Raw genomic sequence first — 15,384 nt, 5'->3', positions numbered from 1 at the left:
CCGATGCGCTTCAACCTCTCCGAATGGGCGTTGCGTAATCGCCAGATCGTACTGTTCCTGATGCTTTTGCTCGCCGTTGTCGGCGCGTTGTCCTACACCAAACTCGGCCAGAGTGAAGACCCGCCGTTCACTTTCAAGGCGATGGTCATTCAGACCCGCTGGCCCGGTGCGACCGCGCAGGAAGTCTCGCGCCAGGTTACTGAACGGATCGAAAAGAAACTGATGGAAACCGGCGAGTACGAACGCATCATGTCGTTCTCCCGCCCCGGTGAGTCCCAGGTCACTTTCATTGCCCGCGATTCGATGCACTCCAAGGACATCCCCGACCTCTGGTACCAATTGCGCAAGAAGGTCGGCGACATTCGCCAGACCCTGCCGCCGGGAATTCAGGGGCCGTTCTTCAACGATGAGTTCGGCACCACCTTCGGCAATATCTATGCGTTGACCGGCGACGGTTTCGACTACGCCGTGCTCAAGGATTACGCCGACCGCATCCAGATCCAGCTGCAACGGGTCAAGGATGTCGGCAAGGTCGAACTGCTTGGGTTGCAGGACGAGAAAATCTGGGTCGAGCTGTCCAACGTCAAACTCGCCACGCTCGGCCTGCCGCTGGAGGCGGTGCAACAGGCGCTGGAGGAACAGAACGCGGTGTCCACGGCGGGGTTCTTCGAAACCGGTAGCGAGCGCTTGCAGCTACGCGTCTCGGGGAATTTCCAGACAGTCGATGAGATAAAGAATTTTCCGATCCGCGTCGCCGATCGCACCTTCCGCATCGCCGATATCGCCGAAGTGCGTCGCGGTTTCAGCGATCCACCGGCGCCGCGCATGCGTTTCATGGGCGACGATGCGATCGGTCTGGCCGTGGCGATGAAGGACGGCGGCGACATTCTCGTCCTGGGCAAGGCGCTGGAAGGCGAGTTTTCGCGCATTCAGAAAAACCTCCCGGCCGGCATGCAGCTGCGCAAGGTGTCCGATCAGCCGGCAGCGGTAAAAACCGGCGTCGGCGAGTTCGTTCAGGTGTTGGTCGAAGCGCTGGCGATCGTCTTGCTGGTGAGCTTCTTTTCCCTCGGTGTGCGCACCGGCATGGTCGTCGCGCTGACCATTCCGCTGGTGCTGGCGATGACCTTCGCTTGCATGTATTACCTCGGCATCGGTCTGCACAAGATTTCCCTCGGTGCGCTGGTGCTGGCGCTGGGGCTTCTGGTGGACGACGCGATCATCGCCGTGGAAATGATGGCGATCAAAATGGAGCAGGGCTTCGATCGCATTCGCGCGGCGAGTTACGCCTGGACCAGCACCGCATTCCCGATGCTCACCGGCACGTTGATCACCGCCGCCGGCTTCCTGCCGATTGCCACTGCGCAGTCCGGCACCGGCGAATACACCCGCTCGATTTTCCAGGTAGTGACCATTGCCTTGCTCGCCTCATGGGTCGCGGCGGTGATGTTCGTGCCGTACCTGGGGGAAAAACTCCTGCCGGATCTGGCGAAAATTCACGCGGCAAAACACGGTACTGGCCATGGTCAGCCTGATCCGTATGCCACGCCGTTTTATCAGCGCGTGCGGCGTCTGGTGGAGTGGTGCGTGGCGCATCGCAAGACGGTGATCGTGCTCACCGTGGGCCTGTTTATCGCCTCGGTGGTGTTGTTCCGCTTCGTCCCGCAGCAGTTCTTCCCGGCTTCGAACCGGCTGGAGTTGATGGTCGACCTGAAACTGGCCGAAGGTGTTTCGCTGGCCAACACCACCAGTGAAGTCAAACGCCTCGAAGCGCTGCTCAAGGAGCACGCCGGCATCGACAATTACGTGGCCTATGTCGGCACCGGTTCGCCACGCTTTTATCTGCCGCTGGATCAGCAACTGCCAGCGGCGAGTTTTGCCCAGTTTGTGGTGTTGGCGAAAACCATCGAAGAGCGTGAAGCGTTGCGCAGCTGGTTGATCGAAACCCTCAACGAGCAATTCCCGACCCTGCGTTCGCGCGTCACGCGTCTGGAAAATGGCCCGCCGGTTGGCTATCCGGTGCAGTTCCGCGTCACTGGCGAGCACATCGAAGAAGTCCGTGCATTGGCGCGCAAAGTGGCGGCGAAGGTTCGCGAGAATCCGCATGTGGTCAACGTGCACCTGGATTGGGAAGAACCGAGCAAAGTTGTTTATCTGAACATCGATCAGGATCGCGCCCGCGCCCTCGGCGTAAGCACGGCCAATCTGGCGAAATTCCTGCAGAGTTCGCTGGTCGGCTCGACGGTCAGCCAGTACCGCGAAGACAACGAATTGATCGAGATTCTGCTACGCGGCACCGTGCACGAGCGCACTGAATTGTCGTTGTTGCCGAGCCTGGCGGTGCCGACGGATAACGGTCGCAGTGTGGCGTTGTCGCAGATTGCCACGCTGGAATATGGTTTCGAGGAAGGCATCATCTGGCACCGCAACCGCCTGCCGAACGTGACCGTACGCGCTGACATTTATGGCAAGGAGCAACCGGCGACGCTGGTGAAGCAGATCATGCCGACGCTGGAGCCGATTCGCGCTGAGTTGCCCGATGGTTATCTGCTGGATGTCGGCGGCACGGTGGAGGATTCCGAGCGCGGGCAGAAGTCGGTGAATGCCGGGGTGCCGATGTTCATTGTCGTGGTGCTGACCTTGCTGATGGTGCAGTTGCGCAGTTTCTCGCGTACGGCGATGGTGTTTCTCACTGCGCCGTTGGGCTTGATCGGGGTGACGTTGTTTCTGATGGTGTTCAGGCAGCCGTTCGGGTTTGTGGCGATGCTCGGGACCATCGCATTGTCCGGGATGATCATGCGCAATTCGGTGATTCTGGTCGATCAGATCGAGCAGGATATCGCTTCGGGGCTCAGGCCCTGGCAGGCGATTATCGAGGCTACGGTGCGGCGGTTCCGGCCGATTGTGTTGACGGCGCTGGCGGCGGTGCTGGCGATGATTCCGCTGTCGCGCAGTGTGTTTTTCGGGCCGATGGCGGTGGCGATCATGGGCGGGCTGATTGTTGCGACTGCGCTGACGCTGTTGTTTTTGCCGGCGTTGTATGCGGCCTGGTTTCGGGTGCGTAAGGAGGCTTGAGGTTTTTGTGTCGTGGCGGCCTTCGGGCCGACCATGACTTGGGTGTTTTGGGTGTATATCCGTTCCTGTGGGTGTTGCTGATTACGGTTCCGCCCTTACGGCGGGTCACCTTTTTCAAACGCCAAAAAGGTAACCCAAAACGCTTGCTCCTACGTTCGGCCCTCGCAGGCTCGGGTTCCTTCGCTCCGGGATCGATCCGGGCGCAGCGGCTACGGTTTGCTTCGCTGCACCTCCTTCCGCTGTGTTCGACTGCGTCGAACGGTCGCTGCGCTCCCACGCCCGGGTCAATCCCTCCACTCAGCCTTCCGACGTCGCTGGTGGATCAAAAGCACTCGAGCTTGCGCTCATTGTTGAGTGGGGCGGCTGCGCCGCGGGCAGCTGCGCTGCTTTGCTTTTGCTTTTGTGGGAGCGAGCCTGCTCGCGAAGGCGGTCTGACAGCCAATTCATTTCGAATCGCCAATTCACGCTGCCTTCCTACAGCTTTTTCAGAATCCTCCGATCTTGAGGCGCTGGCCGTCCAATGCTGTACTCCGGGTTCTGCTTTTCCGAGTCCTTGAGTCTGTCTGATGAAGAAACCACCGACATTAGCCGGCAGAACGGATCCTGTTTTCGACCTGTTGGCCCGCTCGCCACACAAGCAACGACTTGCGGATTATCTGGCGCTGCTCAAGCCGCTCGATGATCAGGGGCGCTACTTGCCATTCGAGGCGTTGCGCTTTCGCTGGGCGGTAGGGTTGGACGCGAACCTTTGTTGGGCGTTGGTGAAGAAGGCGCGGGCGGCCCAGTACATTCATTTGTTGCCGTTGGGCGAGCCGGTGCAGTGGGGCAAATACGTGCCAACGCCGTTGGCGCAGAAAACCTTGGCTGTGGTGGATCGTTACGCCAGTACGGCCGCGCTGGATTACATGACCAGTCAGATCGGCGAGCGGGCGCATTTCTCCTGTCTGCTCAATGACCTGATCGAAGACGAAGCCATCGCCAGTAGCCAGTTGGAGGGCGCGGCGACCACTACTCGTGTTGCCAAGGACATGCTCAAGCATCAGCGCCAGCCGCGGACGCCGGATGAGCGCATGGTAATGGGTAATTATCGAATGATGAATTTCGCTTGGGAAAAGCGTTATGAACCTCTGAGCATTGAGCTGATTGCAGAGATCCATCGAGTGGGTGTGGAGGGGATCGATGACGAGCAGTATTCCCCCGGATTGTTCCGGACCAATGATGAGGTGGTTGTTCAGGATGGTTCAGGCAACACCGTGCACCGACCACCTCCTGCTGCAGGATTGGTTGCGCGGTTGGCGAGGTTGTCCGCCTGGATCAACCGGCCCGCTGCCTCGATTCTGGACAAAAATTATCTGCATCCACTGACCAAGGCCGTGACGCTGCATTTCGCCATGGGTTATGAACATCCATTTCGCGACGGTAACGGGCGGGTCGCGAGAGCCTTGTTTTACTGGTTCATGTTCAAACATGAGTTCGCGGCGTTTCGCTACATTGCGATCAGTCTGCTGCTGCGCAATGCACCGGTGAAATACGGACGCTCCTACCTGCACACCGAGGCAGATGAGCTGGATCTGACTTATTTCATCGAGTTTCAATGCGCGGTGATTTTGCGAGCCGTGGTCGGATACACCAATGTTTGTCGAAAAAGGCTAAATGGCTCGAGGGCGAGTCGCCTCGCCCCAGTGTGATGACGTCTTAAATCGTACCAAACACCTTCTTCGCCAGACTCGTCGCCGCAGCGGCCGGGTTCTGGCGGATGGTTTCTTCCTGCTTGCCGATCATCTCGAACAAACCATTTAGCGCCTGTTCAGTGACGTAGCTTTCAACGTTCGCGCTCTTCGCGTCCACCACGCCAAACGCAGCGGCCTGTCCCGCGAACGAGTTGTACTTCTGCGCGACGCCGACCTTGTCGGTGGCTTGTTTGACGATGGGCAGGAATTTCGCGCGGATCTGTTCGCGGCTGGATTTGTTCAGGTATTGGGTCGCCGAATCGTTGCCGCCGCTGAGGATGCCTTTGGCGTCGGCCACGCTCATTTTCTTCACTGCATCGACGAGGATTGGCTGGGCCTGGGTCACGGCGGATTCGGCGGCTTTGTTCATCGCGGTTTCCAGTTCTTCGACCTGGGCGCCCATGCCGAAGGCTTTCATCTTGCTCGCGGCTTTGCCGAGTTTGCCCGGCAGTTCGATTTTCACTTCGGGGTTGTTGCTGAAGCCACCCGGGGTGCCGAGTTGTTTCACGGCGATCTGGGCGCCTTGGGTCAGGGCGTCCTTGAGGCCGCCGGTGGCGTCTTGTTGCGACAGGTCGTTGAGCGACAAGGCCAAGGCGTTGGCGGAGATCAGCAGGCCGGCGCAGGCGGCGGCGAAGCGAAGGGTAGGGCGGCGCATGGCGGCTTCCTTGTGGCTAAAAGTGGATTAACGAACGGCGTCGACGCGGATTTTCAGCGGCTGCGGGTCGTTGCCGTCGAGTTGCACGGCGTGGTTTTCGGTGGTGATGAACATCAGCTCGCCGTTGACTTCAATGCGCGCGCTGATCGAATAACGGTGGCCGGATTTGACCTGCGCCGGATCGTAGCTCAAATGAAACGGCAGCGGCACCTGGCCTTTGACCGGGCCGTTCTGTTCGGCGAGGACGATGGCGGGTGCATCGGCCAGCGACACGTCTTGCAGGCTGACGCTCAGGGTCGCGCTCGGGGGCAGGGCGATGCGTTGCAGGTAGAAGACTTCGCCGTCGAGGCTGGCCTTGCCGGCGGGGCTGGTTGATTGGCAGGCGCTGAGCAGCGTGGCGGCGGCGAGGGTCAGCAGTTTTTTCATGGGTGAATCTCCTTTCAATGTGGGAGCGAGCCTGCTCGCGAAAGCGCTGGATCAGTCAAAATAAATGGCGACTGACACTCCGTCTTCGCGAGCAGGCTCGCTCCCACAGGGGTAAGGCTTCAAGCCTCAGGCTGTGGCGTGACTTGATCCGCCGCATCTTCACTGCGATGCAGCGCGACCTGGCGGATCGATAGGCGAATCTCCGCTGGCAACACGCGCTTGGCCGCGCCTTCGGCCAGCTCGCCGAGCAGTTCGTGATAGCTGAGCTTGCCGGCTTCGTCGCGGCGCAGGACGTCGAGGTCGAGCAGGGTCTGGATGAAGTGGCGGAACAGACTCTTGTCGAAGAACTCCGGCGCATTCAGGCCATGCAGGATCGATAGGCGCTGGGCCATCACTGTGCACAGATCTTCCAGCTCTTCGGCGCTGATGCTGTTCTGGCCGCTGTTGAGCAGCAGGGACACGGTCATGTAGAAACGCTGCAAGGTCTGCGCGATGCTTTTCGACAGCAGCGTCAGCAGCACGAAATGCCGCGAACTCGGCGCCGGGCGCAGGTACAGGTCTTTCTCGAAACGCAGCAGGCCCTGCTCGACGAACGCTTCCAGCCACTGGTCGATCACTGCATCAAGTTCGTCCAGGCTCCAGCGGATGAACAGCTCCGATTGCAGGTACGGATACAGCGCGCGGGTGTAGCGCAGGATCTGCTCGCGGCTCATGCGCGAGGTGCTCTGGAAGAAACTCGCCAGCAACGACGGCAGAGCGAAAATGTGCAGGACGTTGTTGCGGTAGTAAGTCATCAGGACCGCGTTCTGCTCGTCCAGATAAAGAATCTTGCCCAGCGCATCGTTCTGCTCGGCGAGCAGATCCATGTCTTTCACATGCTCGATCAGCGCGCGGCCATCACCTTCCGGCAGCGTGGTGTGTGGCGAGTACGGCACTTTGCGCAGCAGCGCCAGATACAGATCCAGCACCCGCGCCATGGCCCGATCGTCCAGCGCCAGACGCGTGGTCGACAGCAGGGCCAGCGCTACCAAATTCACCGGATTGATCGCCGCCGCTTCGTTGAGGTGGCGGGCGACTTTCTCGCCGAGGCGGTTGGTGGTTTCGTTGAGCCACGCCGGTTTGAACTGCGGGCCGAGCTCCTGCTGGCGCCAGTCCGGTTGCTCGGCGTCGAGGAATTCCGCCAGTTTGATCGGCTCACCGAAGTTGACCGCGACCTGACCGAAACGCTGCTTGAGCGCGCCGATCACTTTGAAAATATCGAAGATCGATTCTTTTTTCTTGCTCGCCCCGCGCAGTTCGCCGAGGTAGGTGCGGCCTTCGAGCACGCGCTCGTATCCGATGTACACCGGCACGAACACGATCGGCATCCGCGAAGAACGCAGGAAACTGCGCAGGGTGATCGCGAGCATGCCGGTTTTCGGTTGCAGCATGCGCCCGGTGCGCGAGCGACCGCCCTCGACGAAATACTCGACCGGGAAACCTTTGGTGAACAGCGTGTGCAGGTATTCGTTGAACACCGAGGTGTACAACGGATTGCCCTTGAAGGTGCGGCGCATGAAGAACGCACCGCCGCGACGCAGCAGGCTGCCGATCACCGGCATGTTCAGGTTGATCCCGGCGGCGATGTGCGGTGGGGTCAGGCCGTTGCGGAACAGCAAATAGGAAAGCAGCAGGTAGTCGATGTGGCTGCGGTGGCACGGCACGTAGATCACTTCGTGACCTTGCGCGACGTTCTGCACGCCCTCGATGTGGTTGACCTTGATGCCGTCGTAGATCTTGTTCCAGAACCAGCTCAGCACCACTTCGAGAAAGCGGATCGCGGTGTAGGTGTAGTCCGAGGCGATTTCGTTGCCATAGCGCAGGGCCTGGGCCTTGGCTTTCTCCGGGGAGATTTTTTCGCGCTCGGCTTCGTCGAGGATCGCCTGTTTGACCAGCGGCTGGTTGAGCAGGCCTTTGACCAGATTGCGCCGGTGGGAAATGTCCGGGCCGATCACCGCGGCTTTCAAGTTGCGGAAGTGCACGCGCAGGATGCGCTGGGCCATGCGCACGGTGCGCTCATGACCCTTGTTGTGATCGATCAGTTCGCGCAGGTGGATCGGCGCGGAAAATTGCACGCGGGTTTTACGCCCGAGGACGATGATACTCAGCAGTCGGCGCAGACGGCCGGTGACTGCCCAGCTGTCGGCGAACAACAGTTTCCACGGACTGTTTTCGCTGTCCGGCGACTGGCCCCAGAACACGCTGACCGGAATGATCTGCGCGTCTTCGGCAGCATTCTGAGTCAGCGCGCTGACCAGACGGGTGAGAGTCGGCGGCGCGCCGCGTTTGTCCTGGCGGCCGAGCCAGTCCGGGTCCGGCGTCAAATAGAAAAACGCCGCCGGCTCGATCAGCGCACCCACCGACACCGCCAGCACCGGGCGCGGCAGGCCGGCCTTGGTGCACTCGGTGTCGACCACCGCCAGATCGGTCAGCGAGGGGTTTTGCAGGACGTAGAACACCGGACGACTGCGGTCGAGGTTAAGAGTGAACGACGACTGATTGATGGTCTCGGAGCGAACCCAGAGATACAACAGGCGGCGCAGGGTGCCAAACACAAGACGGCGGAACGGGGAACGGGTCATACGGCTTCTGCGTGAGTGAATAGAACCGAGCGGTTGCTCAAGTGGGCGACAGTTTGCCGGATTCACCGAAAATCGGCAAAAAAGCGCCGAAGTAATCTCCTGTTGAGAGTTTCCGCACCTGTCATATACTCGGCGGTCTGTTGCCGGTGCCCTGTCATGGACGTCGGACGCAGGCTGACGTTCCTCGAAGGCTTTCCTGCGAAAAGCCCGTTCAATAATAAAAAAGGAGTATGAACAGATGGCAACACGCGAAACCGGCAACGTGAAGTGGTTCAACGACGCCAAAGGCTACGGCTTTATCCAGCGCCAAGACGGCGTGGACGTGTTCGTGCACTACCGCGCGATACGCGGCGAAGGGCACCGCTCGCTGACTGAAGGTCAACAGGTCGAGTACGCCGTGATTACTGGCGAGAAGGGATTGCAGGCGGAAGACGTTGTAGGCCTGTAACACAAACTTCTAGAGCGCCAAAAACCACTGTGGGAGCGAGCCTGCTCGCGAATGCGCTGTATCAGTCACCATTCATATCGACTGACACTGCGCATTCGCGAGCAGGCTCGCTCCCACATGGGCTCTACGTTGCCCCGGTTAAGCGGTTTTCCAGGTGATCTCTTCTTCTCCGTCTGCGCTGATGCGAATCCAGCGATCGGCGGTTTCTTCACCTTCTTCTTCGACCCACGTCCCCGGTGCACAACGCACTTCGACGTTCAGTGCGGCAAAGGCTGCGCGGGCGCAGGCGATGTCGTCGTCCCAGGGAGTCTGGTCGCTTTCCAGGTACAGGCTGTTCCACTTGCCCACGGCTTTCGGCAGCCAGGTCACCGGCACGTTGCCGGCCTTGCACTTGTACGTCTGGCCTTTCTGCACCCAGTCGCTGCACGGGCCCAGCGCTTGGCCGAGCCAGGTGGAAATGGCCTTGTGGTCGACGTCGGCGTCTTTCAGGTAAATCTCGATGTCCGGTTGGCGCATGGATGTCCTCACTGCGGGTCTGAAAAATCCATTCGCGGATTTAGCCGGCCCCGGGCCTTTGCCCGAGACCAAAAGTTATTGAAGAACGAAATAATCGTAGCGCATCGACACGGTGGTCTCGAACGGCTCGGCCTGCTCGATTACCGCCGCACGACGCTCGGCACTGGCACGCCAGCCGTGAGGCGTCATCGCCAACAGGTTGGCGCGGTCCTCGGGCTTGTCCAGGGTCAGTTTGAATTCCAGCGTCTCGCTGTGCGCCAGCGCCATGCCTGCCGGCACCAGCGCCAGGTGCTTGTCGTCGGTGTACTCGCGCACTTCGTCGTACAGGCGCTCGCGCAATTCCATCAGATGGCCACGGGTCGGGCCGACTTTCATCAGGCCGCCGCCGACGCTGAGCAGACGCTTGGCTTCTTCCCAGTCCAACGGACTGAAGACGCTGGCGAGAAATTGGCAACTGCCTGAAGCCAACGGCACGCGGGCCATGCTGGCAATCAACCAGGTGATCGCCGGATTGCGTTTGCAGGCTCGTTTGACCGCTTCACGGGAGATATCCAGCGCGTAGCCATCCGCATTGGGCAACGCTTCGGCGATTTGCGCGGTGTAGTAACCCTCGCCACAACCGATGTCGACCCAGCGCTCCGGCGCATAACTCGCCGCCAATTCAGCCAGACGCCTGGCGACTGGCGCGTAATGCCCGGCGTTGAGGAAATCACGCCGCGCCTCGACCATCGCTTGATTGTCACCCGGGTCGCGGCTGTTCTTGTGCTGCACCGGCAACAGGTTCAGATAACCCTGACGCGCACGGTCAAACCGATGCCCGGCGGGGCAGACCACGCCGTTGTCCACCGCATTGAGCGGCTCACTGCAGATCGGGCACGCGAGCATCAGGCGAGCAACCTGATCAGGGTCTGGTAGTAGATCTCGGTCAGCACGTCGAGATCGGCTGCCAGCACGCGCTCGTTGACCTGGTGAATGGTCGCGTTGACCGGGCCCAGCTCAACCACTTGCGTGCCCATGGTCGCGATGAAACGGCCATCGGATGTGCCACCGCTGGTCGAGGCTTTGGTTTCGCGACCGGTGATGTCCTTGATGCTCGACGACACCGCATCGAGCAGCGCGCCCGGTTCGGTGAGGAATGGCAGGCCGGACAGCGCCCAGTCGATGTGCCAGTCCAGACCATGCTTGTCGAGGATGTCGGCAACGCGTTTCTGCAGGCCTTCGACGGTCGATTCGGTGGAGAAACGGAAGTTGAACACCGCCACCAGATCACCCGGGATCACGTTGGTCGCGCCGGTGCCGGAATTGAGGTTGGAAATCTGGAAACTGGTCGGCGGGAAGAAATCGTTGCCGTGGTCCCAGTGCTCGGCGGCCAGCTCTGCCAGCGCCGGAGCGGCGAGGTGGATCGGGTTCTTCGCCAGATGCGGGTAGGCCACGTGACCTTGCACACCTTTGACCGTGAGCTTGGCGCCGAGGGAGCCGCGACGGCCGTTTTTCACCACATCGCCGACCAGCGTGGTGCTCGACGGCTCGCCAACGATGCACCAGTCCAGGCGCTCGTTGCGCGCGACCAGACGTTCGACCACAGCCTTGGTGCCGTGATGCGCCGGGCCTTCTTCATCGCTGGTGATGAGGAAAGCGACCTTGCCTTTATGGTTCGGGTAATCGGCGACAAAGCGTTCAGCGGCGACTGTCATCGATGCCAGGCTGCCTTTCATGTCTGCCGCGCCACGGCCGCAGAGCATGCCGTGTTCGTCGATCACGGCATTGAACGGATCGATCTGCCATGCGGTAACCGGACCGGTCGGCACCACGTCGGTGTGGCCGGCGAAGCACAGCACCGGGCCGTCGTTGTTGCCATGAGTGGCCCAGAAGTTATCCACATCTTCGATGCGCATCGGCTCCAGAGTGAAACCGGCATCGCCCAGGCGCTGCATCATCTGCTTCTGGCAGTCGGCATCGACCGGGGTCACGGAGGGACGGCGGATCAGGTCGATGGCCAGTTGAAGGGTCGGCGATAGGTCGGCGTGGGCCGTCATGGAAAACTCCGGGATCATGGAATATGAGCTTGGGCTTCTAATGTGGGAGCGAGCCTGCTCGCGAAAGCGGTCTACCAGGCACCTTAAAGGTTGAATGTTACAACGCCTTCGCGAGCAGGCTCGCTCCCACAAGGGACAGGGGTGGTCAGTCAGACCGGTTATCACGCCAAGCCCCGCAAAATGGCGGTTATCTTAAAGCAAAACGGCGACCATTGGCCGCCGTTTAGTGCTGCGTTGCGGATTTAGACGACCGGTGCCGGCTCAGCCTTGGCCACAGGTTTGGGCAGCGACGACAGGAACGCCATGATCAGCGCCGCCAGATACGGCAGCGACTGCACCAGCAACATGGTTACCCAGAAGCGCATGTCATTGCTCGGAATGCCCTGCACGAGGAAGATCCCCAGCGCCGCGCCCCACAGCAACAGCATGATGAACAGCTCCTCGCGAGCCTCGCTGATCGCCACCCAGAAACCGTGGTTGTCAGCGTTTTTCGGCGTGCGGAAAAACGGAATGCTGCTGGTGAAGAAACCGTACAGTACCGCTTTGGCGATGGTGTGCGACAACGCCAGCCCCGCCAGTGCCGCGCAGAACGCATCCTTCAGATTCACGCCGACGGCGCGGCGGTAGAGGAAGATGATCTTGCCGACCTTGAACACGAAAAGCGCCAGTGGCGGGATCGCGAAAATCAGCAGCGGCGGATCGACCCGTTGCGGCACGATGATCATCGCCGCCGACCATAGCAGGGCGCCGACGGTGAAGAAGATGTTCATGCCATCGGCGACCCACGGCAGCCAGCCAGCGAGGAAGTGATAACGCTGACCACGGGTCAGTTCGGTGTCCTTGCCGCGCAGCAGGCTGCGGGTGTGGCGCTTGATGATCTGGATCGCGCCATAGGCCCAGCGGAAACGCTGTTTCTTGAAGTCGATGAAGGTATCCGGCATCAGGCCCTTGCCATAGCTGTCGTGGTAATACGCCGCCGACAGGCCCTTCTCGAACACGCGCAGACCGAGCTCGGCGTCTTCACAGATGCACCAGTCAGCCCAGCCCAATTCTTCCAGCACGGAACGGCGGGTCATGGTCATGGTGCCGTGCTGAATGATCGCGTCACGGTCGTTGCGGGTGACCATGCCGATGTGGAAGAAGCCTTTGTATTCGGCGTAGCACAGCTTCTTGAAAGTGCTTTCGTTCTGGTCGCGATAATCCTGCGGCGACTGCACTACGGCGATTTTCGGGTCGGCGAAGTGCGGCACCATGTGCTTGAGCCAGTTCGGGTGCACGCAGTAATCGGAGTCGATCACGGCAATGACTTCGGCGTCCTTGGCGGTGTGCGGGATCAGGTAATTCAGCGCGCCGCCCTTGAAACCGGCCAGCGGCGAAACGTGGAAGAACTTGAAGCGCGGGCCGAGGGTTGCGCAGTAGTCGCGCACCGGTTCCCACACCGCCGGGTCCTTGGTGTTGTTGTCGATGATCAGGACTTCGAAGTCTGGATAATCGAGCGCGGCCAAGGCATCGAGGGTCTGTTTGACCATCTCTGGCGGCTCGTTGTAGCAAGGCACATGGATCGACACTTTCGGCCGGTAACCAGAATCGCCCAGCACCGGCAGGAATTCCCGACGGCGCTTGTGAATCCACACCGCTTCGGCCAGTTCATGGGCCTCGGTGAGCAGCACGATGAACACCCCGAGCGCACCGAGCGCCAGGAGGAATCCGACCGTGAGGCTGAACCACGTGCTGTATTGCTGGCTGTAGTCGTAACCGATGTACACCAGCACCGAACCGCAGAGGAACGCGATAAACGTCAGGAACGTGCGACCGCGCTGGCGCAGGGCCGAGCCGTCGATCATCAGCAGGGTCAGCGACAGCAGCGCCAGTACCACCGAGCCGATGGCCAGCACGCGCCATTGCGGAATCGCCACCACCGGGCCTTCGAAATTGAATTTCTGCTGGCGCGCGGCGTTGAACACGCCCCAGTAGGCGCCGACCGAACCTTCATCGCTGGCCTTCCACGGCTGATCGAACGCTTCGATCACGAAGTAGTTGAAGCCTTGGCGATTGAGCTTGTTGACCAGCGTGCGCAGATAAATTGCCTGATCCGCCGGCGAGGCATCGGCGCCACCGCGCATGCGCCCGTTGCTCGGCCAGCCGACCTCGGAGAGCAGCAGCGGTTTTTTCGGAAACAGCTTTTTCAGATCGCGGGCGCGGTCGAAGACGAACTGGCCGGCCTTGTCCACCGGGATGAATTCCCAGTAGGGCAGGACGTGGGCGGCGATCAGGTCAACGTGCTTGGCCAGTTGCGGGTATTTCTCCCAGATGTGCCATTGTTCGGAGGTGGTTACCGGCACCTTCACCGCAGCGCGCACCCGATCCAGCAGAACGATCAAAGCCTCAGGGGTGATTTCTTCGCGAAACAGCGCCTCGTTGCCGACCACCACGCGCACGACGCTGCGCGAGGTGTTGGCCAGTTCGATGGCTTTGGTGATTTCCCGTTCGTTGCGTTCCTGATCCGGACTGATCCAGATACCGAGGGTGACGCGCAGGCCGAATTCTTCAGCCAGTTTCGGGATGTCTCCCAACGAACCGTCGACCGAATAGATACGAATGTTGTCGGTCAGCTTGCTCATGATTTCCAGGTCACGGCGCATTTCATCGTCAGACGGATACTGATCCTTCTGTGGGTATTGCCCTTGCTGGAATGGCGAATACGAGAAGCCGGAGATTTGCTGCGGCCAGTTCGGCGCCGTGACCGGGCGATTGACCAGCGCCCAGAAACCGGTGAACAAGGCAGCGATGGCCAGCACCACCACCAGGTTGAGTCCAAATTTACGCGATGACATAGCTGTTTCGGGTTCCAAAGGCTGTGGAACGAAGGATCGGTCGGATAGACGCCCGAGGGGCGCGCATCCTACACCGGCGGTTAACCAGTCGTACAACTGACGGGAAAATGCCTGACATTGGGCAGCCGTCTCTGACTTAAGTTCTTACACTTGTCGCTTGCAGCTTAAAACTTGTCGCTGCGTAGCCCTATAATGCGCGCCGGTTTTTGGGGTAATGGTCATGAGTACAGAAGATCCGCGGTTTGCAGGCATCGCCCGTTTGTATGGCATCGAGGGCCTGGAACGCTTGCGCGCCGCCCATGTGGCGATCGTCGGCGTCGGTGGCGTCGGCTCCTGGGCGGCGGAAGCCATGGCCCGTTGCGGGGTTGGCGAGATCTCGCTGTTCGACCTCGACGACGTCTGCGTCAGCAACGCCAACCGCCAATTGCATGCGCTGGACAGCACCGTCGGCAAACCCAAGGTCGAGGTGATGGCCGAGCGTCTGCGCGGGATCAACCCCGATTGCACGGTGCACGCCGTGGCCGATTTCGTCACCCGCGATACCATGGCCGAATACATCACGCCGAACATCGACTGTGTGATCGACTGCATCGATGCGGTCAATGCCAAAGCGGCGCTGATCGCCTGGTGCAAACGCCGCAAGATCCAGATTATTACCACCGGCGGGGCGGGCGGGCAGATCGATCCGACGCTGATTCAGGTCTGCGATCTCAACCGCACCTTCAACGACCCACTGGCATCGAAAGTCCGTTCGACCTTGCGTCGCGACTACGGCTTTTCCCGCACCGTGACCCGCCATTACAGCGTGCCGTGCGTGTTTTCCACCGAACAGCTGCGCTACCCGAAACCGGACGGCAGCATTTGCCTGCAGAAGAGTTTTGTCGGCGACGGCGTGAAGCTCGACTGCGCCGGCGGCTTTGGCGCGGTGATGATGGTTACCGCGACATTTGGCATGGTCGCGGCGACCAAGGCTGTGGACAAGATTGTCGCTGGTGTTCGGCGCCCGGCGGACCGGGTCAGGCCTCAAGCCTGAAGGTGTTAATGAG

Annotated in this window: 11 protein-coding genes; 4 read left to right on the top strand and 7 right to left on the bottom strand. The window is 60.5% G+C overall.

The window, feature by feature from the left end:
* Positions 1-3 precede the first annotated feature (3 nt).
* Both ND528_RS16675 and ND528_RS16670 read left to right on the top strand, forming a co-directional pair.
* A complete protein-coding gene (locus tag ND528_RS16675; RefSeq protein ID WP_263470740.1) occupies positions 4-3,072 on the top strand; it encodes an efflux RND transporter permease subunit in 3,069 nt (1,022 codons plus the stop codon).
* A gap of 566 nt (positions 3,073-3,638) precedes the next feature.
* On the top strand, positions 3,639-4,760 hold the full coding sequence (locus ND528_RS16670; RefSeq protein WP_263470739.1) for a Fic family protein: 1,122 nt from the start codon (positions 3,639-3,641) through the stop codon (positions 4,758-4,760).
* Positions 4,761-4,767: 7 nt separating this feature from the next.
* Here ND528_RS16670 and ND528_RS16665 read toward each other — a convergent pair whose 3' ends face one another.
* The 3 genes from ND528_RS16665 to plsB all read right to left on the bottom strand — a co-directional run bounded on the left by ND528_RS16665 (position 4,768) and on the right by plsB (position 8,504).
* Positions 4,768-5,457 (bottom strand): DUF4197 domain-containing protein, encoded by a 690-nt coding sequence (locus tag ND528_RS16665; protein ID WP_263470738.1) that lies wholly within the window; start codon positions 5,455-5,457, stop codon positions 4,768-4,770.
* A gap of 27 nt (positions 5,458-5,484) precedes the next feature.
* Positions 5,485-5,883 (bottom strand): YbaY family lipoprotein, encoded by a 399-nt coding sequence (locus ND528_RS16660; protein WP_263470737.1) that lies wholly within the window; start codon positions 5,881-5,883, stop codon positions 5,485-5,487.
* A 119-nt stretch (positions 5,884-6,002) separates the two neighbouring features.
* Complete coding sequence (plsB, locus tag ND528_RS16655) at positions 6,003-8,504, bottom strand: glycerol-3-phosphate 1-O-acyltransferase PlsB (protein WP_137215257.1); 2,502 nt, start codon at positions 8,502-8,504, stop codon at positions 6,003-6,005.
* A gap of 238 nt (positions 8,505-8,742) precedes the next feature.
* On the opposite strand from plsB, the gene ND528_RS16650 reads away from it, so the two are divergent.
* Positions 8,743-8,952 carry a cold shock domain-containing protein gene (locus tag ND528_RS16650; RefSeq protein ID WP_130911681.1) on the top strand — a complete coding sequence of 70 codons (210 nt, stop codon included), beginning with the start codon at positions 8,743-8,745 and terminating at the stop codon, positions 8,950-8,952.
* Between the two features lie 138 nt (positions 8,953-9,090).
* Here the strand turns inward: ND528_RS16650 and ND528_RS16645 are convergent, their stop codons facing one another.
* The 4 genes from ND528_RS16645 to ND528_RS16630 form a co-directional block, all read right to left on the bottom strand.
* Positions 9,091-9,468 (bottom strand): hypothetical protein, encoded by a 378-nt coding sequence (locus ND528_RS16645; protein WP_130911682.1) that lies wholly within the window; start codon positions 9,466-9,468, stop codon positions 9,091-9,093.
* Positions 9,469-9,543: 75 nt separating this feature from the next.
* Entirely contained in the window at positions 9,544-10,353 is an 810-nt protein-coding gene (locus ND528_RS16640; RefSeq protein ID WP_130927477.1) for a putative RNA methyltransferase, read from the bottom strand.
* Positions 10,353-11,504: a succinyl-diaminopimelate desuccinylase gene (gene dapE, locus ND528_RS16635; RefSeq protein ID WP_263470736.1), complete on the bottom strand. Its 1,152-nt coding sequence runs from the start codon at positions 11,502-11,504 to the stop codon at positions 10,353-10,355. Before dapE ends, ND528_RS16640 begins: the two co-directional genes overlap by 1 nt.
* A 242-nt stretch (positions 11,505-11,746) precedes the next feature.
* Positions 11,747-14,338, bottom strand: a complete 2,592-nt coding sequence (locus ND528_RS16630; RefSeq protein WP_263470735.1) for a glycosyltransferase — start codon at positions 14,336-14,338, stop codon at positions 11,747-11,749.
* 214 nt (positions 14,339-14,552) lie between these two features.
* Here ND528_RS16630 and tcdA point away from each other — a divergent pair, with 214 nt between their 5' ends.
* Positions 14,553-15,371 carry a tRNA cyclic N6-threonylcarbamoyladenosine(37) synthase TcdA gene (tcdA, locus tag ND528_RS16625; protein ID WP_130911684.1) on the top strand — a complete coding sequence of 273 codons (819 nt, stop codon included), beginning with the start codon at positions 14,553-14,555 and terminating at the stop codon, positions 15,369-15,371.
* Positions 15,372-15,384: the final 13 nt, after the last annotated feature.

It is taken from the genome of Pseudomonas mercuritolerans (assembly GCF_025706525.1).
In the GTDB taxonomy this organism is placed as follows: Bacteria; Pseudomonadota; Gammaproteobacteria; order Pseudomonadales; family Pseudomonadaceae; genus Aquipseudomonas; species Aquipseudomonas mercuritolerans.
Note: the sequence above shows the minus strand (reverse complement) of the source record. Positions and strands in the feature narration are given on the sequence as shown.